The 26207-nt window shown below is 42.6% G+C and carries 24 protein-coding genes and 4 tRNA genes; 14 read left to right on the top strand and 14 right to left on the bottom strand.

What is annotated here, in order from left to right; all coding sequences use genetic code 11:
• The 9 genes from AC13FX_RS01715 to queA form a co-directional block, all read right to left on the bottom strand.
• Positions 1–135: GTP-binding protein (locus AC13FX_RS01715; RefSeq protein ID WP_350201445.1), on the bottom strand; the 135-nt coding region annotated here is incomplete at its 3' end.
• Positions 136–189: 54 nt separating this feature from the next.
• A tRNA-Thr gene (locus AC13FX_RS01710) sits at positions 190–261 on the bottom strand.
• Between the two features lie 7 nt (positions 262–268).
• A tRNA-Gly gene (locus AC13FX_RS01705) sits at positions 269–341 on the bottom strand.
• 7 nt (positions 342–348) lie between these two features.
• Positions 349–431 (bottom strand) — tRNA-Tyr (locus AC13FX_RS01700).
• A 25-nt stretch (positions 432–456) separates the two neighbouring features.
• A tRNA-Thr gene (locus AC13FX_RS01695) sits at positions 457–529 on the bottom strand.
• Positions 530–595: 66 nt separating this feature from the next.
• Entirely contained in the window at positions 596–1243 is a 648-nt protein-coding gene (locus AC13FX_RS01690) for a DedA family protein (protein ID WP_482878669.1), read from the bottom strand.
• A gap of 9 nt (positions 1244–1252) precedes the next feature.
• A complete protein-coding gene (ispF, locus tag AC13FX_RS01685) occupies positions 1253–1726 on the bottom strand; it encodes a 2-C-methyl-D-erythritol 2,4-cyclodiphosphate synthase (RefSeq protein WP_482878676.1) in 474 nt (157 codons plus the stop codon).
• 5 nt (positions 1727–1731) lie between these two features.
• On the bottom strand, positions 1732–2424 hold the full coding sequence (ispD, locus tag AC13FX_RS01680) for a 2-C-methyl-D-erythritol 4-phosphate cytidylyltransferase (RefSeq protein WP_482878668.1): 693 nt from the start codon (positions 2422–2424) through the stop codon (positions 1732–1734).
• Positions 2425–3480 (bottom strand): tRNA preQ1(34) S-adenosylmethionine ribosyltransferase-isomerase QueA, encoded by a 1056-nt coding sequence (queA, locus tag AC13FX_RS01675; protein ID WP_482878667.1) that lies wholly within the window; start codon positions 3478–3480, stop codon positions 2425–2427.
• 171 nt (positions 3481–3651) lie between these two features.
• Between queA and AC13FX_RS01670 the strand changes: the two genes are divergently transcribed.
• The 9 genes from AC13FX_RS01670 (at position 3652) to AC13FX_RS01630 (ending at position 14403) form a co-directional block, all read left to right on the top strand.
• Positions 3652–4179 (top strand): hypothetical protein, encoded by a 528-nt coding sequence (locus AC13FX_RS01670; RefSeq protein WP_482878666.1) that lies wholly within the window; start codon positions 3652–3654, stop codon positions 4177–4179.
• Positions 4180–4196: 17 nt separating this feature from the next.
• Complete coding sequence (locus AC13FX_RS01665) at positions 4197–4661, top strand: LytR C-terminal domain-containing protein (protein ID WP_482878665.1); 465 nt, start codon at positions 4197–4199, stop codon at positions 4659–4661.
• 6 nt (positions 4662–4667) lie between these two features.
• The gene (gene rsfS / locus AC13FX_RS01660; protein WP_482878664.1) at positions 4668–5084 is read left to right on the top strand and encodes a ribosome silencing factor; all 417 of its coding nucleotides are present in this window, start codon (positions 4668–4670) and stop codon (positions 5082–5084) included.
• 12 nt (positions 5085–5096) lie between these two features.
• The gene (locus AC13FX_RS01655; RefSeq protein ID WP_482878663.1) at positions 5097–6074 is read left to right on the top strand and encodes a 2-hydroxyacid dehydrogenase; all 978 of its coding nucleotides are present in this window, start codon (positions 5097–5099) and stop codon (positions 6072–6074) included.
• Between the two features lie 19 nt (positions 6075–6093).
• Positions 6094–9984 carry a sensor histidine kinase gene (locus tag AC13FX_RS01650; RefSeq protein WP_482878662.1) on the top strand — a complete coding sequence of 1297 codons (3891 nt, stop codon included), beginning with the start codon at positions 6094–6096 and terminating at the stop codon, positions 9982–9984.
• 50 nt (positions 9985–10034) lie between these two features.
• Positions 10035–11396: an MATE family efflux transporter gene (locus AC13FX_RS01645; protein ID WP_482878661.1), complete on the top strand. Its 1362-nt coding sequence runs from the start codon at positions 10035–10037 to the stop codon at positions 11394–11396.
• Positions 11397–11465: 69 nt separating this feature from the next.
• The gene (locus tag AC13FX_RS01640; RefSeq protein ID WP_482878660.1) at positions 11466–12566 is read left to right on the top strand and encodes a type III polyketide synthase; all 1101 of its coding nucleotides are present in this window, start codon (positions 11466–11468) and stop codon (positions 12564–12566) included.
• A 6-nt stretch (positions 12567–12572) separates the two neighbouring features.
• Positions 12573–13259 (top strand): methyltransferase domain-containing protein, encoded by a 687-nt coding sequence (locus AC13FX_RS01635; RefSeq protein WP_482878659.1) that lies wholly within the window; start codon positions 12573–12575, stop codon positions 13257–13259.
• Complete coding sequence (locus tag AC13FX_RS01630; protein ID WP_482878658.1) at positions 13249–14403, top strand: FAD-dependent oxidoreductase; 1155 nt, start codon at positions 13249–13251, stop codon at positions 14401–14403. Before AC13FX_RS01635 ends, AC13FX_RS01630 begins: the two co-directional genes overlap by 11 nt.
• A gap of 3 nt (positions 14404–14406) precedes the next feature.
• Here AC13FX_RS01630 and AC13FX_RS01625 read toward each other — a convergent pair whose 3' ends face one another.
• Both AC13FX_RS01625 and acnA read right to left on the bottom strand, forming a co-directional pair.
• Entirely contained in the window at positions 14407–15558 is a 1152-nt protein-coding gene (locus AC13FX_RS01625) for a GAF domain-containing protein (protein WP_482878657.1), read from the bottom strand.
• A gap of 145 nt (positions 15559–15703) precedes the next feature.
• Positions 15704–18415, bottom strand: a complete 2712-nt coding sequence (gene acnA / locus AC13FX_RS01620; protein ID WP_482878656.1) for an aconitate hydratase AcnA — start codon at positions 18413–18415, stop codon at positions 15704–15706.
• Between the two features lie 257 nt (positions 18416–18672).
• Here acnA and rplM point away from each other — a divergent pair, with 257 nt between their 5' ends.
• The 5 genes from rplM (at position 18673) to pyrH (ending at position 22264) form a co-directional block, all read left to right on the top strand.
• Positions 18673–19116: a 50S ribosomal protein L13 gene (gene rplM / locus AC13FX_RS01615; protein WP_103665920.1), complete on the top strand. Its 444-nt coding sequence runs from the start codon at positions 18673–18675 to the stop codon at positions 19114–19116.
• A 19-nt stretch (positions 19117–19135) separates the two neighbouring features.
• Complete coding sequence (gene rpsI / locus AC13FX_RS01610) at positions 19136–19522, top strand: 30S ribosomal protein S9 (RefSeq protein ID WP_482878655.1); 387 nt, start codon at positions 19136–19138, stop codon at positions 19520–19522.
• A 196-nt stretch (positions 19523–19718) separates the two neighbouring features.
• The gene (rpsB, locus tag AC13FX_RS01605) at positions 19719–20609 is read left to right on the top strand and encodes a 30S ribosomal protein S2 (protein WP_482878654.1); all 891 of its coding nucleotides are present in this window, start codon (positions 19719–19721) and stop codon (positions 20607–20609) included.
• Between the two features lie 26 nt (positions 20610–20635).
• A complete protein-coding gene (gene tsf, locus AC13FX_RS01600) occupies positions 20636–21469 on the top strand; it encodes a translation elongation factor Ts (protein WP_482878653.1) in 834 nt (277 codons plus the stop codon).
• Positions 21470–21499: 30 nt separating this feature from the next.
• On the top strand, positions 21500–22264 hold the full coding sequence (gene pyrH, locus AC13FX_RS01595) for a UMP kinase (protein ID WP_482878652.1): 765 nt from the start codon (positions 21500–21502) through the stop codon (positions 22262–22264).
• A 3-nt stretch (positions 22265–22267) separates the two neighbouring features.
• Here the strand turns inward: pyrH and AC13FX_RS01590 are convergent, their stop codons facing one another.
• From AC13FX_RS01590 to hutU, 3 genes are all read right to left on the bottom strand, one after another.
• Positions 22268–23254 carry a formimidoylglutamase gene (locus AC13FX_RS01590; RefSeq protein ID WP_482878651.1) on the bottom strand — a complete coding sequence of 329 codons (987 nt, stop codon included), beginning with the start codon at positions 23252–23254 and terminating at the stop codon, positions 22268–22270.
• The gene (gene hutI / locus AC13FX_RS01585; protein WP_482878650.1) at positions 23236–24465 is read right to left on the bottom strand and encodes an imidazolonepropionase; all 1230 of its coding nucleotides are present in this window, start codon (positions 24463–24465) and stop codon (positions 23236–23238) included. The genes AC13FX_RS01590 and hutI overlap by 19 nt, the downstream gene beginning before the upstream one ends.
• A gap of 85 nt (positions 24466–24550) precedes the next feature.
• Entirely contained in the window at positions 24551–26200 is a 1650-nt protein-coding gene (hutU, locus tag AC13FX_RS01580; RefSeq protein WP_482878649.1) for a urocanate hydratase, read from the bottom strand.
• Positions 26201–26207: the final 7 nt, after the last annotated feature.

The following is a 26207-nucleotide window of genomic DNA, read 5'->3' as shown; positions in this document are numbered from 1 at the left end:
CTTCGCTACGCCACCGTACGTCTTCGCCATTACTGTCGTAATCGCTGCCGTCAATGTCGTTTTTCCGTGATCTACGTGGCCAATCGTGCCTACGTTTACGTGGGGCTTATTCCGTTGAAAGGTCTCTTTTGCCATGATTAAGCTATTTTGTTAAGTATTGTTTAATAATGTCCTAAAATTTATGCCCTGAGCCGATAGTCGGAATTGAACCGACGACCCCTTCCTTACCATGGAAGTGCTCTACCCCTGAGCTATATCGGCGTGGTTGAGCGAGCGACCGGAATCGAACCGGCAACATTCACCTTGGAAGGGTGACGCTCTACCAATTGAGCTACGCTCGCTTACACGTGGGGGGAGCAGGATTCGAACCTGCGAAGTCTCACGACAACAGATTTACAGTCTGCCCCAGTTGGCCGCTTTGGTATCCCCCCAGGTCAATAAGTCAAGATCGCTGTGAGCCAGTGACCGGATTCGAACCGATGACCGACGGTTTACAAAACCGTTGCTCTACCAACTGAGCTACACTGGCTTTTCGCGAAAGACTTAAAAATTAAGCATGATTGTATTGATTGTCAATACAGTTTACCAAAAACTTTTAACTCTTTTTAGAACCCTTCTTCTTTCCTGGATAGTAGAACTCAAAATAAAGCTTAACCGAAACTACAACAACAATTAAAAGTAAAATTATCTTGCCATAATTAGATAAATATTCACCGATAATTTTCCAGTTATCACGTATAACCCACCCCATACCTATTAACAGAGCGTTCCATAGTATCGAACTAATCAAAGAATTAACGATCGTCCTCATCAAATGCAGGTGAGACATTCCGGCAGTGAGCGAGATAACTGACCTGGTACCGGCAAGAAATCTATTCGCAAGTATCACACCTTGCCCCCATCTGCCCATCCATTTCTTACCTCTTTTAAAATATTTGTAATCGATAAACCTGAGCAGCAAATGATCGTTTCTGTTCTCCTCGATCTGAACTCCCCACTTGTATCCCAGCCAGTACATTGTCATAAAGCCGAATACTGATGCGATCACAGTAGAACCCCAAAGCGGAACAATGGCTATCACACCTTCTGCCGCTAAATATCCCCCAAAAGCAACGATCACATCACCAGGTAAAGGTGGTATCAAATTCTCTATATAGGCAATTCCGAATAAGATCAAATATATACCCAAAGGTGGTACCATACTGATCCACTCTACAATACTTTGTATGATCTGATCTGCCATTCTGTTTTATTAGCTTCTTACTAACAGGACCACACAATGTGCGATCATGCCTTCTTCCCGTCCTGCAAACCCCATCTTTTCAGAGGTGGTCGCTTTAACTGAAATATTTTCATTTTCTGTTCCCAGTATCTCAGCAACATTTGATCTTATACTCTTAATATAAGGGCGGAGTTTCGGTCTTTCTGTGACAACAGTGGCGTCAAGATTCCCAATTACATAACCCTTTTCCTGAACCAAAGAATAGCAGCGGTTTAACAGGTCCACACTATTTGCACCTTTATAGACCGGATCATTATCCGGAAAATGAGCTCCAATATCCCCCAATGCCAAAGCTCCGTACAGAGCATCAATTATTGCATGAAGAAGAACATCCGCATCAGAGTGACCCTTCAGGCCTTTTTCAAATGGGACTTCGATCCCTCCAAGTATCAGTTTCCGCCCTTCAGTAAACTGATGAACATCGTAACCGTAACCGATCCGCATATTTTTCATACCCCATCCTCAATAATTTGTTCAGCGACCTTAAGATCGGTGGGGTATGTTAACTTAAAATTTCTCACATCACCTTTAACCACTTTGACCTGAACGCCTGCATTTTCCACCAATGAGCTGTCATCGGTTCCGACAAAGCCTTCATTCATCGCCTTCTCATAAGCCTCAATCAACATCCTCCTCTTAAAGATCTGTGGGGTCTGAATTTGCCATAATTCTGATCGGGCCGGTGTTGAGTCAACAAAACCCTCACTATCGACCCTCTTAATAGTATCCCTTACGGGTACCCCAAGAACAGCCGCCCCGGATTCAAGCGCAGATTTGATACATTCCATGATTTGCTGAGTCTCAACCAAAGGCCGAACTGCATCATGGACCATAATGAGATCCGCATTTTCATCTACGTGCTTCAGCGCATTGTTTATTGAGTCCTGCCTTTCCTTGCCACCTTCAATCACTAAAAACTTCACATTTGACCGCGAATATTGTGATAGTATCTTTTTTACCAAAGGCACATTTTGAGCTGATGCGACAATAATTATCTGCCCCAGCCCTTCAATGCCAATGAACTTTTCGATGGTATGACCCAGAATGGATCGTCCGGCAATCTCAATAAATGGCTTGGGCACCTCCGTGCCCATGCGCACACCCGACCCTGCCGCCGGTAATATTAGCGACAGCGTTGTCATTTACAGGATCAGCATTGCGTCACCGAACGCAAACATTCGGTAATTCTCTTTCTTAGCTTCTTCGTATGCCTCCATCAGAAAGTCATAACCTGCAAAAGCAGCAGCAAGCATCAAACGAGTCGACTCCGGTTGATGAAAATTAATGATCAGACCTTCCGTGATCTTGAAATTATAAGGAGGATAAATGAACTTATCTGTCCATCCTGTACCTGCCTTAGACATTCCGCTTGCCATCACACTGGTCTCAATGGTTCGCACAGAACTTGAACCGATCGCAATTACACGATTCTTTTTCTTCTTGAGCGTTTCATTGATCTTATCAGAGGTCTCTTTAGATATGAAGTAGTTATCTGAATCCATTCTATGCTTGGTCAGATCTTCAACTTCAACATTTCTGAATATACCCCAACCGATATGAAGTGTTGTGGGCAGAAACTCAACACCTTTCTTTTTGATCTTCTCTACAAGTTCAGGTGTAAAGTGCATACCGGCTGCAGGTGCTGCAACTGCGCCACGTTCTGTGGCAAAAATAGTTTGGTATCTTTCTTTATCTGCCTCAACGGGCTCTCTTTTGATATAAGGAGGGAGAGGCATTTTTCCCAACTCGTCCAACCTGTCGTACAATTCCTGATTTGGACCTTCATACAAAAATCGAATAGTTCTGCCACGGGAGGTAGTATTATCCACTACTTCGGCCATAAGCTCCTCATCTTCTTCACCAAAATAGAGCTTATTTCCAATACGTATCTTACGCGCCGGCTCAACAAGTACATCCCAAAGCATGTTCTCCGGCATTAACTCCCGAAGAAGAAAAACCTCAATATCAGCCTCGGTCTTTTCTTTTTTACCATGTAACCTGGCCGGAAATACCTTGGTATTATTATACACCATCACATCATCTTTATTGATGTACTTATGGATTTCCGAAAATGTTGTGTGTTCTATTGTTTTTTCCTCTCTGTTCAGAACCATCAGCCTTGCTGAGTCTCTTTTCTCAAGTGGTTCTTCAGGAATGTTCCAATCGTCAGTCTCAAATTTAAAATCGGTGAGCTTCATCTAGATTTTTATCTGTTTTCAGTACTGTTGCAAAGTTGGATAAGATATACTTTTTTTAGAGGGATTTCAATCAATCCCCTTTAATGGGACTGTTTATTATTAGAACCCAATTCGTTATACTTATACAAGAAAGAAACTGCTCTAACGTTGACCAACAAATTTGTGAGCATTATGAAGAAATTATTTTTATCTGCTTTTATTATTGGATTATTATTCAGTACCCAACTATCAGCCCAATTACGTCAGGATCTGTCAAGCTCTTATGAGTTTACAGGCCCCATTATAAATTCAAAAGCCCCTACTATTCAAACCTGGCTAAACGACTTTTTCCAGAACAAAGTGAGCATGAGCCACTCATACTCAATGAATTTTGGCTCTGTTGGCGGAAGTTATCAGAACGTTAATTCATACACCAATACGGTGAATATCATGTTCTCTGATAACCTGACCGGGCGTGTTGATGTGTCATTTCTTCATTCCCCTTTTGGCGGTTCTGACTTGGTGAATACCAATAATAATCTTAATGGAGAGATCCTTATCCGAAATGCTGAGCTGAATTATAAGATCAGTGATAACGCGCACATCAGGTTTCAGTATCAGCAACTACCCCGAGGCTACGGTTATTTTAATAACGGATACGGAATGTTTAACAGAGGTTATGGCATGTATGGCTATGACCGATATAACCCATGGTACTAGTACTACTGTTCTAATTAATGGCAGAAACAGAAGAAAAGAAATCATCCGGTACCAACGAACTTTATTTAAATGCCGCAATAGGATTTTTAAGTGTCCTCTTGTTGGTATTGGCCATCTCACTGTTCACCCGGATCATTTATCCAAGAATATTTAATGAGAGATCTGAGACACAAGCTGAACTTATCAGCGAGATCATTCAAATTGAAGTACTGAATGGATGTGGAGTCCCCGGTATCGCGAATGCCTACACTGGGTTACTTCGTTCAAATGGTTTTGACGTTGTGGAAACGGGAAACTTTGAAAGTTTTGACCTGCAGGAAACGATAGTGATCTCCAGAAGCGGTGTAATGGATAATGCCTACCGGGTTGCAAATGCCCTGGGCATTTCAGAACAAAATGTTATTAGGGAGTCATCTCCGGATTTCTTTTTGGATGTAAGTGTAGTTATAGGCCACGATTACGAAAAATTAAATACAGATTAATTCTATATGACTGATATCAAACAACAAAGTAAACAACAATTTGAAAACGCCTATTCTGAGGAGGTTCCTGATTCTCAGGAAATGGTCAAGATCATCACAGAAGCGCTGCTAAGCCGAAAAGGCAAAGACATAACCCTACTGGATGTTTCAGAACTAACTACACTTACCGATTACTTTGTAGTCTGCCACGGTACTTCTGATGTACAGATCAAAGCTTTGGCTGATGCTGTTGAAGAAGACATGCTAAAAAAGTCCGGGGAAAAAGCCTGGAAAAAAGAGGGACTTCAAGGGCGCTCATGGGTCATACTGGATTTCGTGAACATTGTAGTTCATATAATGAGTAAAGAAAAAAGAGATTTTTATGGCATCGAACGCATGTGGAATGATGCAAAGGTTACCCATATAGAAAATGAAGATCAGTAAGCTGCTTTGAATATGGAAAAGCCAAAAATATTGATCACCGAACCCATTCCGTCAAAAGTGATCGAATATTTGAAGAGTTTCGGGGAGGTAACTATTGGTGATAAAGGTTTTTATCAAACGGAAGATAACTTACTTGCACAGATCGGCTCTTATGACGCCTTACTAAGTATGTTGTCGGTACCTGTCACTGAACGTGTGCTCAATGAAGGCAAGAACCTGAAGGTCGTGGCTAATTTTGCTGTAGGATATGATAACATTGATGTACCTGCAGCTCAAACTCTTGGAATAAAAGTTGCTAACACTCCTGATGTTCTCACCGAAGCATGTGGCGATTACGCCATGGGTCTCTTACTTGCGCTCTCACGTAAACTCAAAGAAGCTGAAAAATATCTCCGCGATGGCAAGTTCAACGGTTGGGAACCGCTTGGATTTCTGGGTATGGAACTCAGGAACCGAAATCTGGGTATAGTCGGCATGGGGCGGATCGGTCAGGCTTTTGCACACCGAGCAAGGGCTTTTGGAATGAACATCTTTTACAACAATCGTAGCCGCCTGGATCCAAACACTGAGAACGAACTGAATGCCACCTATATTGATGACCCATACAAACTGGCAGAACAATGTGATGTAATTAGCCTTAACTGCCCACTTACAGAAAGTACGCATCATCTGGTTGATATCGAACTCCTCAAACGCATGCCAAGGCATGCACTGCTTATAAATATTTCCCGCGGTGCGGTGATCGACGAATCTGCTTTGGCTGAGGCCTTGCACAATGAGATCATTGCAGGCGCTGCACTTGATGTCTTTGAAAAGGAACCCGAAGTGCATCCCCGCCTTCTGACCGCCCCCAATACCCTCTTACTTCCTCACATTGCCAGCGCCACTCATCGTACTCGTGAAGACATAGGGATGCTAGCTGCCGATGCCATCAAATCTGTACTGGATGGCAAGGACGACAGCAAGATCCCAAACTTGATTACACTTTAATTTACGCTCATATTGATTTATGGGCATAAAAGGACTCACATATAATCCGGGACGAAAAATAAAGATCTTTGCTTTTCTACTGATCTTTACCTCAATAGCATACGGCATATTCGAGTTCTGGGTTAATCCTGATAATTATGATGAAATCAGTGATAGCATAACTCAGAAATCAGTCAACGAGGCCATTGACAACTTTAATTCCTATCAAGACATTTTCAGATCCGAGAATCAGCAATTAACACAAGATCTGGTCAATTCTCTTGGTACTGCTGAGTTTCCAACTTTGTTCAATGAACTTGAAAAGGATCAGAATTTTTGGGGCATATCCGTTTTCAGAGACACTTCATTGATCGCCTGGACTGAGTTTGGCGTTGAAAAGTTTCCAACCTTGATCGGTATTCGGCAGGACTTTCCTCATATGCGCCTGGGAAGGGATAATAATGTCACTTACCTTGAATTCATAAACAGAATTCCTATTACTGAGCAGGATTCAGTAATAGAGTACTACCTGATCAGCAGAACAAAGGTTCAGCAATCTAACTTACTATCGATCGGAAATAGCTCTGAACTTGATCCCTCTGAATTATTTGGACCTGAGAATGAATACCCCGTTCGCTTCAGTTTTTTTGAATCACCACCCACAAACATCAGTTTCAGCCAGCCCCTATTCTTGTCAGATACTGATTCAGTTGGTCTGGCTTATACTTTGCCTTCAGACCGACAAACATATATAACATCACAAACACAGCTCAACTTCTTTTATCGGGCGGGATTCTGGGCTATGATCATGCTATTTACCACCCTCTTCCTGATAGCCATTTCTGAAAATTTACGCTTTTGGAATTCATTCTTTTTGAAGTTATTTGCAGTACTGGTTGCCTGGATATTCTTTGTGAACATAGAGGTCAACATAGATTGGCTGAAGTTTTTGGGCATGCAAACTGAGGTTACTAATGGCACCCTTAATATTTTGTTCAATTATTGTGTGCACTCAATTTTTGTGCTTTTACTAACTATTGTCTCTTTTAGGATCCTGGCAATAGGTTCGATCGAAATTCAGCTATCTTCTACATTCCTGCAAATAGTAAGCGGCATTCTTGCAGGACTTCTGAGTACTGTTTTTCTTTTTTTTATATATAATGAAGCCTATCAGGCTATCCTTTACACAACCATTCCGGTGCTGGATCTTGAAGTGTTCCCGGAACTTTCCACTCTTATCTTTTATGTTGCTACTGGAATTCTTGCGGTATCATCAACAGTCATGATCGGATTGCTTGGATGGTTTGTGATCCGCCTAAATGACAGGAAAACCATCTTTGTTTTACTATCATTGGTGATCGGTTATGTATCTGGTCTTTATTTCCTGTCCATATCCTCAATTTTCAGCCTTCATTTCAATGCACTGATTGTCATTTCAAGTTTTATACTTGGTACCGTTCTTATATTTCTTTATCAATCTGCCAAGGACCCTTTACTCCTGCTTAAGACCTCTCAATTGAGGTTGTTTTTACTCATCAGTTTTATCGCGGTTGGAGTCAGTTATATCGCCATATACAGAGGTTACTCAGAAAGACTTCAGGGCGAAATGGAAACTGCTGCTGAACAATTTATCACAGAAGAAGCGACTGAAGCAGAACGGATAGCTCAGTCCTTATTGATAAATCTTCAACAACGACTGACCATACTTGATGCCGAAGACATAAACTCGAACCGACCATTGGTTGATAATATTTTCAGGCAAACTACTGAAACCCTTATTCAGGATGATTGGGAAACGTTTTCCATCTCTGCCCAACTGATCAACAATACCGGTGAGATCATAAGTGACTATTCATCAGACCTGAATTCACCGGCCTGGACCCGGGCTTTTAACATGTTCTCACTGGTTATTCCTTTTGAAGCCGAGCAAATTCGATTTGAGAATCTACGGCCAATTATCAGGGAAACACCGCTTAACGAAGTTGCCTCTCAGTACTCTTCGTTCCGGAGAGCCTGGATCCCGATCTATGATATTGACAGCACGGAAACCCGAATCGGATGGATACTTTGCTCGGTCTACCGCGAACGCCCTCAATTTGAGAAACCCCTGAGAGCGGTTATGGCCATGCAGAATAATGAACAATGGAGTTCTTCGATCAGTGTCACTGAATATCTCAATGGAGTCAGTGCCCGCAAGAATATAGTTGGCCCCCCTTTGGATCTGCCCGGTTATCTAAGCTTGCCTGAGGAACTAAAGGAACTGATCAAACAGCAGGAAGTGATCTATAGAGATCAGGTGCTGGCCGGACAAACAATTCAAGAATACTTTATCACTACCTCTGACGATCAGATCATTAGGGCTGCAACTAAAAAAGCAGGATTCAATAATCACTTCTTCTCAATACTCAGGTTTTATTTTGTGGTATTGGTAGGAGGATCACTCATTCTTGGGTTTATATACTGGAAAAGTGACTTGATCTTCATATCTCCCAATAAACGATTTAGAGACCGACTGATCGATCGATTTATTGTAGCCTCCATGGTCTGTTTACTGGCGCTTATTATCACGACCTATTATACGGTCAAAAAACAGAATCAAAAAGCTGTACAGAATGAACTACTTCTAAAAACAGAGAACTTAACGGAAGCCATCACTAACAGTAAAATGGAAAACAATAATTCTGTTATCCCATTATACACTCTTGCATCTACACTGGATGCGGATGCTTCACTCTACAGAAATAATATTGTTGATATTTCCACGACCGGACAGATCTATAATCAGCATTTATTACCAAACTTATTGCCATGGGATGTATATGATTCAATTTTTAACAGGGGGAATAGCCAGGTTACCCGCAGGTTGACCCTTGGTAATCAGGAATTACTTATCGGATATCAACCCTGGCTGGATGAATCAGGGGAGATAGCCGGGGTTGTATCAATTCCAACATTCCTGGAAGCCCCCATCTTTAACGAACAGCTGCTCACAACTACCAGCTATCTGATCGGGTTGTTCGTATTGATATTCAGTTTCTTCATTCTCGGTGCCTCATTGATATCAACCCAATTGACATCACCATTGGAAGCACTCCGTAAAGGGTTGAAAAAAATATCAGGCGGTGACCTCCAGACCACATTACCTGTGAAAAGTCAGGATGAGATCGGTTCACTTATAAATGCCTACAACATAATGGTGTACCGGCTTAAGGATCTTCAAACAGACCTGGCTGAAGCAGAGCGTGAAGCTGCCTGGAAAGAAATGGCGCAGCAAGTAGCTCATGAGATCAAAAATCCTCTCACTCCTATGAAGCTCAATCTTCAACACCTTGAACGCCAGATCAGTCAATCGGAAGGTGACTTTTCTAAGTTGAAACCAAAGATCAGTTCGCTGACATCAAATATCATCGAACAAATAGAATCTCTTAATAAGATCGCTTCTGATTTTTCCAAATTCGCTAAACCTGTCGAGCAGGAATTTGAGCCTATTGAGATAAATGAGCTGGTATCTCAAATTGGAGACCTTTATGGAACAGAAAGAGATATACAGCTCCAAACATCTCTTACCAAACAGGAATTATGGGTTGAGGGCGTAAAGGATGAGCTACGCAGAGTAATGATAAACCTGGTTAAAAATGCCCGTGAAGCTATGCCCAAAGGCGGAAAGATCCACCTCACAACTCTATATGATCGAAAACAGGGCCTGGTCACTATTTCAGTTACTGATTCAGGCGAGGGAATTGATGAGGAGAGTCGAGACAAGATCTTCGTTCCTAACTTTTCTACCAAGTCAAGTGGCACCGGTCTTGGACTCGCCATTGCCAAAAAGATCATAACAGAGCATGGTGGTCAGATCACTTTTCAAAGTACATTAAACGAAGGCAGTACTTTTTCCATAATCTTGCCAATTTTAAATTCCGAAAACAGATAAATACTATACTTTTTTGATCTCATTAGTGCTTACCTTATTGGCCTTCCGCTATGAGACACTCCAAGAAAGACATAAAAAAAGAAGGTAAAAAACTCCTTCAGATCGGCAGTCCTATAATAGCTACTCAGCTGATCAGCATGGGCCTTAACTTCACAGACACCGTTATGGCAGGGAACCTGTCTGCCCTTGATCTTGCGGCAGTAGCTATCGGTAATGCGATCTTTATGCCAATAGCTATATTTTGCATGGCCACACTCATTGCGATCAACCCCGTGGTCTCACAATTTTTGGGAGCCCGAAAATTTGAAGAGATCGGTAAGAGTGCAAGGCAATTATTGTGGTTGATCCTCATGCTATCAATTCCTGCATTTTTCCTGCTCCGAAATATGGATATCATCATGTACTGGATCGAGGTCACCCCAGAGATCATCCCGATTGCTGATGGTTACCTGAAAGCGATCTCATGGGGTACTTTACCACTAATGATCTATGCCGGAATACGTTATTTCAGCGAGGGGCTTTCAGTGACCAAACCTGCAATGTTTATTGCTATAGGAGCCCTAATTTTAAACATTGGTGCCAACTATGTCCTGATGTATGGAAAGCTAGGTTTTCCTCAACTTGGGGCAGTAGGTACAGGATACGCCACTTCTATAGTTTGTTTTTTTGAAGCAGTAGCTTTCGTTGCCTTCACGGCCTCATTCAAACCTTTCAAACGTTTCAATATATTTGCACGAACCAAAGGGCCGGAATGGAAATACATCAGTGAATTGATAAAGATCGGAATACCAAATGGAGTCAGTTCTTCTATGGAGGTCCTGCTATTTGCAACCGTCAGTTTATTAATGGGTTCATTAAGTGTAAAAGCAGCCGCAGCTCATCAGATCGCGATCAATGTAGCTTCTGCTATGTTCATGATCCCCTTTGGATTATCTATGGCCATATCCCAGCGAGTCGGCTTTTCTATCGGTCAGGGTTCCGTTGAAAAAGCCCGTTTCAGGGGTTTTGTAGGTATTGTGATCTGTGCAGCTTTTATGACACTAACAGCCATCCTGTTATTTCTCGCCCCTGATCTCATCATAAGTATATACACCCGAGACCCCGAAGTGGCAACATTGGCTGTTTCACTTCTTTTCATGGCGGCTGTCTTTCAGATCTCAGATGGTTTGCAGGTTGGAGGGTTCGGAGCACTTAGGGGGCTTAAAGACACCAGGATCCCAATGGTCGTGAACTTCTTTTCATATTGGTTGATAGGTTTCCCGGTCGGATATTATCTTGGCATAATCAAAAACGTAGGACCTGAAGGCCTTTGGATCGGACTTATCAGTGGTTTAACAGTTGCAGCCGTTCTTCATAATTACAGGTTCAATAAATTAACTAAAAGAAACCTTAAGGATCTGGGGTCTTTTTAAATTCCTCTTATGAATGAACTTGGCTGCGTAAAGGTTTTTTTATAGAACTATAAACCCTTATTCTGCCTAATGGCCGTATTCGTTCATGACATAGCAACTTCAGTCCCAACCTATTCAAGTAACCAACAGCACATCCGTGATGTGATGAAAAAGCATGTTGGCACTGACCGTAAGACCGAGGCGATTATACATCGAATTTACTCTCAATCAGGTATCGAGAAAAGACATTCGGTCATAGAAGACTTTATGCCTGACAACCAGGGCCAGCTTTTTTTTAATGGGGTGGTGAGAAATGAACCGGGGACGGCAGTCAGGAATCAGGTTTATGCCCGGGAGTCGAAAAAATTGTTTGTGGATGTTGGCAGAGAACTGCTTGCCGATAATCCACATATCTCATCCAATGATATCACACACGTGATCACCGTTTCCTGTACAGGGTTTTATGCCCCAGGGCCGGATTATGAGATCGTCAAAATGCTTAAACTTAACCCATCCACACAGCGGTTTCATATTGGATTCATGGGCTGTTTTGGGGCATTCCCAGCTATGAAAATGGCGAAATCCTTTTGTGAATCTAATCCTGAAGCTACCGTTTTATTGGTTAGTGCAGAGCTTTGTACCCTTCACTTTCAAATGAAAAACGATATTGACAGCCTGATCTCAGGGAGTGTATTTGCTGATGGAGCCGCAGGTATGATCATATCTGCAAACAAGCCTGGAAAGAAATCGTTAGAAATTCAGGGTTTCGCCTCTGCCCTGGCAACAGAAGGAGAACAAGATATGGCATGGACGGTTGGAGATACAGGATTTGATATGGTTTTATCTAAATACGTTCCGGACATCATTCAAAGTAATTTAGATACAGCACTTGACCCAGTTTATGATCAATATTCTGTTAGCAAGAATGAAATTGACCTCTGGGCACTTCACCCGGGAGGGCGATCGATCATCGACAAAATTCAGGAAAGTCTTGGTTTGAATGATGAACAGATCAAATCTTCTAGAAAGATCTTAGCCAATTATGGCAATATGAGCAGTGCTACCGTACTTTTTGTACTTAAGGATATATTAGATTCTGATCTAAGCAATGGCGAAAAGATCGTTTCCATGGCTTTTGGTCCCGGTCTGACCATTGAAAGCGGGCTTTTCACTGCTTTTCAACCTGAATAACGGATCATGTTTTTAGGGAATAGGGAACCGGAGCTTATAGAGGAAATGGATAGGGAAAATTGTGACCTCAACAAACTTCACAATACCTACAGGCAATTTCATTACATCAATAAACTGATCTCCAATTGGAGAACTTTGTATGTAAAAGAGATCCGGCCAGTGTTGGAGAAACAAGGTGAAGCCACTTTACTCGATATCGGGTTTGGCGGTGGGGACATTACTACAAGTATTGAGCTATGGGCTCAAAAAGATGGTTTAAACTTAAAAATTACAGCTGTAGACCCTGATGAAAGAGCTTTCATTTATTGCAGGGAAAACCACTCCAATCCAAATATCGAATGGCTGAAGTGCACCTCTTCAGATCTTGTAGAAAAAAATCTTGAATACGACATTGTGATCTCGAACCATGTTATTCATCATCTCAGTGATGAAAAGGTACTGACACTACTTGACGAAAGCGAAAAACTCTCAACAGGAAAGGTCATTTTCAATGACATTGAAAGAAATTTCTTGGGTTACCTCTTGTTTTATGTCTTTTCAAGAGTATTATTTCATAATTCATTTATTACTGAAGACGGACTGACCTCTATAAGGCGGAGCTTTAAGCGGTCAGAACTTAAAAAACTCATTCCGCATAACTGGAAAGTCAAAAGATCTTTTCCATTTCGATTATTTCTAATACATGAAAAATAACTCCATTGACATACCGGTGGTCATCGTAGGTGGAGGACCTGTTGGTCTATTCCTTGCCATCTGCCTGATAAAAAAGGGTATCCAATGCACCGTGATCGAAAAAAGGAAAAACCCGGTTCCTGATTCCAGGTCATTGGGCATTCACCCGGTATCACTTGAACTTTTTGATAAGGTTGGTATCACAGACTCTTTTCTGGATAAAGGCCTCAAAATCCGAAAAGGATTTGCTTTGACTTCTGATAAGATCTTAGGAGAGATCGTTTTTGATAGCTGCCCAAAACCCCATAACTATATTTTAGCTTGCCCACAGTTCACAACAGAAGAAATATTGAGAAATGAATTACATCAACTGGGTAAGAATATACTAGTAACCCAGGCGGAATTCACCGATCTAAGGCAGAATAAAGATCACGTTAATGTTCAATACCGGGATGAACGTGGAAATATGCATACAGTTGCAGCAGAATACTTGATCGGATGCGATGGGATAAACAGTTTGGTTCGGCAGCGATCCTCCATTCACTACTCAGGTAAGCACTACGATGACACTTATATAATGGGTGACTTTGAGGACAATACAAACTTTGGTACAGATGCTGCGGTTTATCTGCTGCCCGGAGGATTGATCGAGTGTTTTCCTTTACCGAATGGTATGAGGAGATGGGTCATCAAGACGGATGATTATATCGAAAAGCCTGAAAGTAATATCATTGTAAAGTTAGTAAAAGACCGCGTTGATCATGATCTAAGCGGCATAAACAGCGTCATGGTAAGCAGCTTTGGAGTTCAGCATTTCATTGCTGAAACCTTTGTCAAAAACCGTGTAATCCTGGCTGGTGATGCTGCACATATTGTCAGCCCGGTAGGTGGGCAAGGCATGAATCTGGGATGGATTGATGCCTGGAGAGTAGCAGAAGTGCTTTCCAAAGCCAATAGTGATCGGGGCTTAATAGCATATTCAAAACAGCAAAGGAAAATAACCCGAAAGGTTGCAAAACGAGCCGAATTGAACATGCTTCTTGGTCGAAAGACCAAGCTCCCTTTTATCAGAAACCTTATCGTGAGTACATTGCTAAAAAAACCTCTCAGCAACCGGGTAGCTCAACTATTTACAATGCGGGGCCTTGATAACTGGTTGATTTGAATCCTATCTGGTAAATGAGATCACACTGTTACTTCCTGCCCCGTTAGCTGAATGCTCAATTTCTCCGTTCAACTTATTTATCAGTGATTTCACAATAAACCGGCTGTTAGGTTTTCCATCCTTAATACCCGGCTGTTCATCATCTTCTGAACCGGTTGTTTGGATCTTTATGGTGATCTTCCCGGACTCCGATTCCTCAAGACATACACTGATATCATTGACCCTTTCACCTTCCAATAACCGTGATAGCTCGTGTAACAATAATTCATTTACGCTAAGCCCACAAAGAATTGACCGATTCAGATCTAATTTTGCAGGAACCAATTGAGAACTGATAGTTACCTTTTGATCAAAATCAGTAAATGTTTTCTCTGTATTTTTTATGATATCCTGAATGTATTCATGCAGTTCAATAAGATCTTCTTCCTTTCCTTCTGACTGGGCTGAATGAGCCTTGGCAAGAGTCCGAATACGGCTGTTTGTAAATGTTAACAGATATCGGGCTTTTTCATCTTTAATGTCATCGATATCAAATTCGATCAAGCCACTTATAACTGACAAACTATTTTTCAACCGGTGATGAAGCTCTGAGATATATTCATTTTTCTGGACCAACTGTTGTTCCTGCTCCTCATATACTTTGGAACGCTCAATTGCTGAAGAAACCTGTAGCGCCAACGATACAAAAGCAGAAAGATCATTTTCATCAAAAGACAGGTCATCCACTTTATTGATGGCTTGTAATACCCCGAATACCTTCCCCCTTTCATCTCTAAGTGGCACACATATAATATTCCGCGTTTTAAAATCCGGGCTCAAGTCTTTCCAAAAGATCTCATTATGATCAATATCGTTGGAAATGTAGGATTCATTATTATTGAGAACCCATCCTGCAATTCCTTTACCACTTGGAATGGTTGCACCTAAGATCTCATCTTTAACAGGACCGGTTGCCATACTGACCTTCAACATCTCACGATCTTTATCAAGCAGCATAAGTGAGCTCGCTTCTGAGTTCAGCGCGATCTTGACCGCTTCAAGACACTTCAATAGCACCTCATTGAGATCCAGCGTTCTATTTAAGCTTTTTATAACTTTTGAAAGAGCATCGTTACCCACTGCCAAACGATCTTCTCCTATATCTTTTGTTTCCACATTATCCCCTATTTAGTTCCCTATTCTAAATATCCTGCTCCAATATATTGAATATTCACTATAAAATTCGATGAGTACTTTATAATAAAAAAGGCACAGCCTTTTGCAGACTGTGCCTTTATTGATTCCTTAATTCTGTTAAGAACTAGCTTTCGCCTTTACTTTCCTTCAGATAGTCCAGAAGTACGGTATGCAGAATTCCTCCGTTTCGGTAGTAGTCTACCTCAACAGGAGTATCAATTCGGCAATCGGTCATAAACTCGACAACCTCTCCATTATCCCTGGTGGCTGTTACCTTGATCTCATCCTGAGCCTGTACTGAATCATCAACATGAATGTCGAACGTTTCAGAACCGTCAAGACCTAGGCTATCAGCTGTGTCACCTTCCTTGAATTGCAGTGGAAGTACACCCATCTGGATCAAGTTAGAACGGTGAATACGCTCATAAGAAGTTGCGATCACACATTTAACACCTAATAGGTTGGTCCCTTTAGCGGCCCAATCACGTGACGAACCGGTTCCGTACTGCGTACCGGCAAGCGCAACCAATGGTGTTCCTGATTCTTTGTATTTCAGAGAGGCATCATAAATGGTTGTGATCTCGTCATCAGGGAAATATTTGGTGTAACCACCTTCTTTACCGGGTGCCAATTGGTTTTTGAACCTCACGTTGGCGAATGTACCACGCGTCATGACGCGGTCATTACCCCGGCGTGAACCGTAAGAGTTAAAGTCTTCTTTCTTAACTCCGTGTTCTTTGAGGTATTTTCCGGCCGGTGAGTCCTCTGCGATGTTACCCGCCGGAGAAATGTGATCAGTGGTGATCGAATCACCAACTTTTACTAGAGCTCTTGCCCCTTTGATGGGCTTAATAGGTTCAGGTTCTTCATTCATTCCCATAAAAAATGGAGGTTCCTGAATGTATGTTGACTCCTCGCTCCATTCGAAAAGGTCGCCACCTGAAACCGGGATATCCTCCCAGGTCGGTGATTCAAAGATATCGCTGTACATTTTATCGAACAGTTCCGGACGAATTGCTTCGTCCAGGTGCTCTGCGATCTCTTCAGTAGTTGGCCAGATGTCTTTCAAGTAAACATCATTGCCATTTTTATCTTTTCCTAAAGGCTCAGTGGCGAGATCAATGTCAACACTTCCGGCTAGCGCATACGCAACAACCAGCGGTGGTGAGGCAAGGTAATTCGCTTTGACCCATGGGTGAATACGACCTTCAAAATTACGATTTCCGGATAAAACCCCTGCCGCAATAAGGTCACCTTCTTTAATAGCTCGTTCCACTTCTTCAGGCAGTGGACCGGAGTTACCGATACAGGTTGTACATCCGTAGCCCACTAAGTTAAAGCCTAGCTTGTCCATGTACTCTGTCAGGCCGGCTTCTTTCAGGTATTCAGTTACCACCCGTGATCCCGGAGCCAACGATGTTTTCACATAGGCAGGAACTTTAAGTCCTTTTTCCACGGCTTTCTTCGCAACAATACCCGCTCCTAACATTACACTTGGGTTAGAAGTGTTGGTACAGGATGTGATAGCGGCTATAACCACATCACCATGCTTCATTTCAATTTCCTGACCATTCTTATAAAGTCCTTTGTTGGCCAGTTTTTCCTTTGCCAGGTTGAAACCCATAGTTGGATTATCGCTCGTCAGTGATTGCTCAAAAGCTTCCTTCATATTGTTCAGCTTGATACGATCGTGAGGAAGTTTTGGCCCGGCGAGTGATGTTTCTACCGTACTGAGATCCAGCTCAAGCGTGGAACTGAATTCAGGATCAGGAGTGTCATCCGTTCTGAATAATCCCTGTTCTTTGGTGTATGCTTCAACCAGATTTACCAGTTCTTCGGAACGGCCGGTTCTTCTCATGTAACGAAGCGATTCATCATCAATGGGGAAGAAACCCATGGTTGCTCCATATTCAGGAGACATATTGGCGATGGTTGCACGATCAGGCAGACTCATATTGCTGAGTCCGTCACCATAAAATTCTACGAATTTACCAACCACACCATGCTGACGAAGCATTTGTGTGACAGTTAATGTAAGGTCAGTTGCAGTAATACCTTCTCTAAGTTTCCCTGTCAGCTTCATGCCAACTACTTCAGGTACCAACATGGATATCGGCTGACCAAGCATGGCTGCTTCCGCCTCAATTCCACCAACACCCCAGCCAAGGATACCAAGTCCGTTGATCATGGTTGTGTGAGAATCTGTTCCTACCAATGTATCAGGATAAGCTGTCGTAGTTCCGTCTTTTTCTTCGCGGGTAAATACTCCACGACCTAAATACTCTAGATTCACCTGGTGAACGATCCCACGTCCCGGAGGTACCACACGGAAGTTATCAAAAGCTTCCTTACCCCATTTCAAAAATTCGTAGCGCTCATTATTACGCTCCATTTCTTTTTCCACATTGAACATCAGCGCAGCATCCTGGCCAAACATATCTACCTGTACAGAGTGATCGATCACCAGGTCAACAGGAACTTGTGGATTAATGTCGGTCGCTTTACCGCCCATTCGTTTCATTGCTGAGCGAAGTGCTGCAAGGTCAACAACGGCCGGTACCCCCGTAAAATCCTGAAGCACAACACGAGACGGTTTAAAAGGGATCTCCCCCTGTGGGTTCTTGGCATTATAATTTGCCAATGCTTCAATATCTTTTTCGGTTACCGTGTATCCGTCAAATTCTCTCAGAACAGCTTCAAGTAAGATCTTTATAGAAAAAGGAAGCTTGGCAACGTTTTCGTAGCCTTGCTCTTTAAGTTTCTGAAGGCTGTACAAAAACGCCTTTCCTGAACCTGTTTCGAATTCAACTCTGGTGTTTTTCAGTTTGTTGCTCATTTTATGATGTGTTTACATTTACTTTTATATGCAAGCTAAAGGTACAAATCTTTTAGCGCATTGTCTTTAACTAGTCTCTATTTACAACATCAATTTACGTGATGTAATTCGACCGCCCCCTTTTCGCCCACTTAAACCTCTCAATTTTAAACATGATGGGAGAGTCTGAAATTATTATGCTTTCTTATATTGAAATCATCAAGAATTACTTCTATCTTGTTCGACTTTCCAATAAGACAAAATAAACGAGTTGAATCGTGGACACATTAAGTTTTAAGACATACTCAGCAAAACCCAAAGACATTGAGAAAAAATGGGTTCTTTTTGATGCTGAAGACCAGCCCTTAGGGAGACTGAGTAGCGAGATCGCAAAAATTTTGAGAGGTAAGAACAAGCCAACTTTCACTCCGCATATGGATACCGGCGACAATGTGATCGTCATTAACGCGGATAAAGTGAAACTGACCGGCAAGAAAATGACGGATAAAACGTATTTCCGTCACACTTTTTACCCAGGCGGAGAGCGTTACACCACAGCCGCTGAGATGCTTGAGAAGGATCCCACTTCTCTGGTAACCACAGCGGTTAAAGGAATGCTTCCTAAAACAAAATTAGGAAACAAGATCGCTACCAACCTGAGAGTTTATGCAGGTCCGGTACATCCGCATACTGCACAAGAACCAGAAATCATCGAGCTTTAATCCATCCAGAATTAATTAAATGGCACAAGCGAATTACATAGGACGACGAAAGACAGCAACAGCCCGCTTATATATTCAACCGGGTAAAGGCGAGATCGTGGTCAACCACAAACCAATTGAAGAATATTTTCCAGTAAAAGCACGTCGCAATATCGCACTTATGCCTATGACTGTTACTGAAACAGACGGCAAATACGATATTAAGATCACTGTTCGCGGCGGCGGAAGCACCGGTCAGGCCGGAGCTATCTCTCATGCCCTTGCACGTGCTCTTGATGGGGAAAACGAAGAATTACACAGTATCCTTAAAGGACACGGACTTCTTACTCGTGATGACAGAATGGTAGAGCGTAAGAAATACGGTCAGCCTAAAGCGCGTAAGAAATTCCAGTTCTCTAAAAGATAAAATTCGTTATTTGTTATTTGGAAATGGTTATTCGGTCATCGATTAACCATTTCTCTTTTAACCAGTAACTTTTCAACAAAACTCAATCACACATATGTGGTGACTCGGCGTTTGGTGTTCTGAGCTTAATTGACTCAGAATTAACGTTCGGGATTGACCCGCATAGAGGATTAACCTAAACACACATATTTATACCATGCCAAAAGCTGCATCTATACAAGACCTGCTAAAGTCAGGCGCACACTTCGGTCACCTTACCCGCCGATGGAATCCAAAAATGAAAGACTTCATCTTTATGGAGCGAAATGGGATTCATATCATCGACCTGAAAAAAACCAGAACATTCATGCAAGAGGCCCTCGATGAGGTTCAAAAGCTTGCACGTGCCGGTAAGACGATCCTGTTTGTTGGAACGAAAAAACAATCTACAGAGATCATCCAAACCGAAGCATTGAGATGTGGAATGCCACATATTACCCACCGCTGGATGGGTGGAATGCTGACCAATTTCAGTACCGTTCGCAAGAGTATTTCCCGTATGGAGGAGATCGAAAAAATGAAGACCGACGGTACCTTTGACGAACTGACCAAGAAAGAAGGCCTGATGCTCCAAAGAGAGCAGGACAAACTGAATGATGCCCTGGGTGGTATCAAAAATATGGGACGCCTGCCGGGAGCCATCTTTGTTGTGGATATCATCAAAGAACACCTTGCCGTGAATGAAGCCATTAAACTTCATATCCCGATCATTGCAATGGTAGATACCAACAGTGATCCTGATGTTCCGGATTATATCATTCCATGTAATGATGACTCTGCAAGAACTATTCAGCTGGTAACTACTCAGATCGCGGATGCCATTATTGAAGGTAACGCAGAAAGAGAAGCACAACAGGAAGAAGATGTAATGGAGCAAGCCGCAGCAGATGCCAAAGGTGATGGCGATGACGATGTGGATGTCAAAGATGCTGCAAAAGGAACCAAATTACGTTCTCGTCGCAAAGCTAAAAGCGACAAGAAAAATGAAGCCAAAGCTGAAGATGCAGATGCAAAAGCAGATGCAGACAGCAATGACGAAGAAGAATAATATCAACTTAAAATACTATTCAGAAAATGAGTATTTCTGCTGCTGACGTAAAAAAACTTAGAGACATGACCGGGGCGGGCATGATGGATTGTAAGAAAGCCCTCGCCGAAGCAGATGGTGATTTCGACCAGGCGGTTGAATATCTGCGCAAAAAAGGACAGCAAGTTTCCGAGAAGAGAGCTGACCGTGAAGCCAATCAGGGATTGATCCTGAGCCGCATCAGTGATGACAAGAAAAAAGCTGCACTTATCGAGATCAACTGTGAAACTGATTTCGTAGCCAGAAACGAAGAGTTTCAGGAAGATGCCGAGACCTTTTTGAATGCTGCTTTCGACAATGACATCGATAACGCTGATGATCTTCTTAAAGTAGAGATCGACGGATTGACGGTTGAAAAACATCTTGAAGAGATGGTTGGTAAGATCGGTGAGAAGATCGAGATCAACAATGTAGTATTAATGACCACTGACGGAACTCTGATCTCTTACATTCACCCGGGCAACCAATTGGGTGTTCTGGCTGAATTTGACGGTGACCTTACTGACGATGAGATCGGAAAAGACGTGGCTATGCAGGTTGCGGCTATGAAGCCTCTTTCTGTTACCCGCGACGGCGTTGATTCATCTCTGGTTGAAAAAGAACTAGAGATAGCTAAAGATCAATTACTGAATGAAGGAAAACCTGAACACATTGCTGAGCAGGCTGCCAAAGGTAAGCTGCGTCGTTTCTACGAAGAGCGCGTACTGCTTGAGCAAAAATTCGTGAAGGATAACAGCCTTTCTGTGAAGGAGTATCTGGAACAGAACGATGCGCCTCTCGTTAAAGCGTTCAGCCGACTTCAACTTGGCGAAAACGCTTAAATATTTTTTTTTACCTTAAGGCTGTCAGAAATGGCAGCCTTTTTTTTGTCTGATAATTTCAAATTCGAGAATAACGTGGGAAATAAATACAACCGAGTACTTCTTAAACTTAGCGGAGAAGCCCTTTTAGGTGAACAAGGTCATGGTATAGATGCCGATATTCTAAGTACGTATGCCAGGGAGATACAATCTATTCAGGAAGCCGGAGTTCAGGTTTCAATTGTTATTGGAGGTGGTAACATCTTCCGCGGAGTAAAAGGAGCTACTCAGGGCATGGATCGCGTTCAGGGCGATTATATGGGTATGCTTGCTACTATGATCAATAGCATGGCCTTACAGGATGCTCTCGAACAGATCGGTGTACAGACCCGGTTAATGAGTGCTATTCGAATGGAAGCAATCGCTGAACCATACATTCGCCGACGAGCCGTACGACACCTTGAAAAAGGGCGTGTGGTTATTTTTGGAGCCGGAACCGGGAACCCCTATTTCACGACTGATACAGCCGGCTCTTTACGTGCAATCGAGATCGAAGCTGATGTGATCCTGAAAGGCACCCGTGTGGATGGGATCTTTGACTCAGATCCTGAGAAAAACGGAGATGCTACAAAATTTGATCGCATTACCGGAGATGAAGTTCTCAAACGACGCCTTTCTGTAATGGACCTGACGGCTTTTACTTTGTGCCGGGAAAACAAAACCCCCATCATTGTCTTCAACATGAACAAAAATGGAAATCTTAAAAGAATCGTTGTTGACGGAGAAGATGTTGGGACTACGGTTCACTGGGAATAAACATCATCCCAATAGATAACAGTAAATGATCTGAGATACCAGTTTGACCGTACGGTCATCGATATCGTAAGTTGGATTGGTCTCGGTGATCTCTAAAATACGCATATTCTTTTTTTGACGGGCCATATACACCAAGTCTATCATTTCTCTGCCTGATAATCCCATTGGGGATGAAGCACTCACCCCGGGAGCATCGGCCGCCTGGATCACATCCATATCCAATCCAAAAAAGAATGGTTTATCCTGGATATCCTCAAGAACCTTGTTAAATGAAGTAGATACGCCCTCCTTTAGAATATCAGGAAGATAAAAGGTGTGCGTACCCTGCCCCTCTGCATCCTCGATATATTCCCTCGAATTATTCTCTTTCCGTATTCCAAATTCATAAAAATTTTCAGGCTTCAGATAATTCCCCTCTACCAATTTCCTGTACGGAGTTCCGCTTGTCATTTCCTCAGCAATTCTCATATCTAGATGCGCATCCACATTAATGACAGCACAATCGCTAACAACATTTGAAAGGGCTCTGACATCTGCAAATGAAATATCATTGCCTCCTCCCAGTATGATCACATTTTTATTATCCATCAAAAAGGTCTCAACTGATTTAGTGAGCGCATCATGGATCCTGTTCAAAGCATCAGATGAATCCGATTCTTTAAGAGTCTCATCTTCTGCCAGATTGTTAAAAATGTCGGTTTTAATATTTCCGGCATCAAAGATCCTGATCCCTGAATTTTCAGGCATTTGCAGTTTATACAACTGTTCTCTGATCTTATCAGGAGCCTCAGCTGCTCCTATTCTGCCATTATTACGCTGCACCCCCTCATGCTGGGGGCAACCAATCAATATATGATCAGCCTGGTGATATCCGGCATCATCAAAACCGATCTCATTGATCAAAAAATGATCATGCTTATCATGAGAACCAATTCTTTTAAGTTTTTCTGTGACCGGTTGAAGATGTTCCTTTAAACTCTCAATGCCCATACTACTTTCCCTTTTTTAATGACAGTGTGTACATGATTTTCCCCAAAGAAATATGCGAGGTCTTTATAATTATCAGTATCCAGAAGCAGTATGTCTGCCTGAAAACCCGGACTGATACACCCTATCTTCTTTTTCTCTAACGCTTTTGCTCCATTTTGAGTTGCACAGCAAAGTGCTTCCTCAACTGACATTCCCATCTTGGTACACGCCATGCTCATAAGAAGCTGCATTGATATTGTCATGGATGAGCCCGGATTAAAATCTGTAGCCAAAGCAACCAATGCGCCTGCGTCCAGTAATTTTCGCGCCGGTGAATATGGGATATTGAGGAAATAGGAGACTCCCGGTAGTACGGTTGCAATGGTTTCTGACCTCGCCAACCTGTTTACATCATCATCATTCAACACTTCAAGGTGATCTAATGAAACGGCACCTAACTCAATACCCATTTCAACACCACCAATATCATTGAATTGATTTGTGTGAATTTTTGGCTTAAGTCCATTCTCAAGGCCCTTTTCCAAAATCTTTTTTGTTTCATTGACATTGAAATACCCCTTTTCACAAAAAGCGTCACAGAACTCTGCAAGCTCAGCAATTTCAGGGATCATTTTCAACACCTCTTCAAGATACTCCTCCTTTGTCGAGTTTTCAGGAACGGCGTGAGCTCCCAGAAAAGTAGCTGTTAGTTCAATGGGTTGTTCCTCCTTCAATTCATTGATCACTTCCAGCATCTTACGTTCAGTATCAAGGTCAAGACCATATCCACTCTTGACCTCCATGGTGGTAATGCCCTGTTTTAATGCCTTTTGAAGACGTATTCTGCCCAGGTTTTTCAGTTCCTCTTTGGATGCTTTACGTGTGGCTTTTACTGTTGAAACGATCCCTCCTCCCTGGTCTGCAATATCTTCATAGCTCATACCGGCTGATCGCATAGCGAATTCATCTGCTCGATTCCCTCCAAATACCAGATGCGAATGGGAATCAACGAATCCGGGCACCGCAGCTTTTCCTTCTGCATCCAATATATCGGGATGTCCTTCCACTTTTTCTAATACCTGAGCAAGTGGTCCTACTGCTTTAACAAATCCATCAACTATATATACTGCTGCATTTATATGAATATTTAGTTCTCTGAGTTCTCTTCCCCGGAACACACCCGGTTTGGGTGATGCAATCTGAGATATATTTTGAATAAGAAGTTCAGACATGGTCAAATAATTAATGAATGTTAAGCCGGATTCCCAAACTGCTGTTAGGGTTTGACATGAAGCTCACTGCCTACATTGTTCATGATCAATCCAAAAAAGGTAAATTAAGCTGATGCTCCTTCGCACAATCAATCGCAATCTCATATCCCGCATCTGCATGTCGCATAACGCCACTTGCCGGGTCATTCCATAATACTCTTTCTATTCGCCGGTCAGCATCTTCCGTTCCGTCGCAGACGATCACCAATCCTGCATGTTGGGAGAAACCCATACCGACCCCTCCTCCATGATGAAATGAAACCCAGGTAGCCCCGGATGAGGTATTTAACAAAGCATTCAATATGGGCCAATCGGAAACAGCATCAGAGCCATCTTTCATCCCTTCAGTTTCACGATTGGGACTAGCCACCGATCCGGAATCAAGGTGATCCCGACCGATCACTACGGGCGCTTTCAATTCACCGGTTCGAACCATCTCATTGAACGCAAGTCCAAGCTTGTGTCGTTGCCCTAGCCCAACCCAACAAATGCGAGACGGTAGCCCCTGGAAATGAATTTGCTCCTTGGCCATATCCAACCAATTGTGCAGGTGTGGATCATCAGGAATAAGTTCTTTTACTTTTTCATCGGTCTTATAGATATCGTTTGGATCTCCTGAGAGTGCAACCCACCGGAATGGCCCAATACCCTTACAAAAAAGAGGACGTATATATTCCGGAACAAAACCCGGAATGTTGAAGGCATCTTTAACTCCCTCATCAAAGGCTTCCTGCCGAATGTTATTTCCATAATCAAATACCGGCAACCCTTTTTTCTGAAAATCGAGCATGGCTTTGACTTGAATGGCAATTGATCTTTTAGCCTTTTCAATAACTTCTTTTGGATGAGATTTCTGTTTCTCTTCCCATTCCTCTACTGTCATTCCGAGAGGCAGGTACCCATTTAATGGATCATGCGCACTAGTTTGATCCGTTATGGCATCCGGCAAGATACTTCTTTCCAGCAGTTTTGGATAGATATCTGCAGCATTTCCATGCAATCCAACGGTTACAGGCTTTTTGTCCAGAACAGATTGCTCAATGATCTCCATGGCTTCATCAAGTGAGGTAGCCTTTTTATCCAAATAGCCTGTGCGAAGTCGAAAGTCGATGCGGGACTCCCGACATTCAATGGCCAGCATGCTCGCTCCAGCCATTTTTGCAGCTAAGGGTTGTGCGCCTCCCATACCACCAAGCCCGGCTGTGAGCACCCATTTTCCGGACAGATCGCCACCAAAATGTTTTTTAGCCATTGAAACGAATGTCTCATAAGTTCCCTGAACTATTCCCTGACTTCCAATGTAGATCCATGAGCCGGCTGTCATCTGACCATACATCATTAAACCCTTTTTGTCGAGTTCATTAAAATGATCCCAGTTTGCCCATTTAGGCACAAGGTTTGAATTTGCGATCAAAACCCTTGGAGCATCTTTATGGGTTTTGAATACCCCTACCGGTTTTCCTGACTGTACTAACAAGGTCTCCTCATCACTCATTGACTTCAGAGCTTTCAGAATGCCATCAAAACTGTCCCAGTTTCTGGCTGCTTTTCCTATACCACCGTAGACTACAAGATCTTCGGGTTTCTCAGCCACATCGGGATCAAGGTTATTCTGGATCATTCTGAAAGGAGCTTCAGTGAGCCAACTTTTACAATTTAGGTCCGTTCCTGTTGGTGCTTTGATCGTTCTTGACATACTTAAT

The sequence above is a fragment of the Gracilimonas sp. B-17 genome, assembly GCF_056857935.1.
The sequence above is the reverse complement of the archived record's forward strand: the minus strand, read 5'-3'. Positions and strand labels throughout refer to the sequence as shown.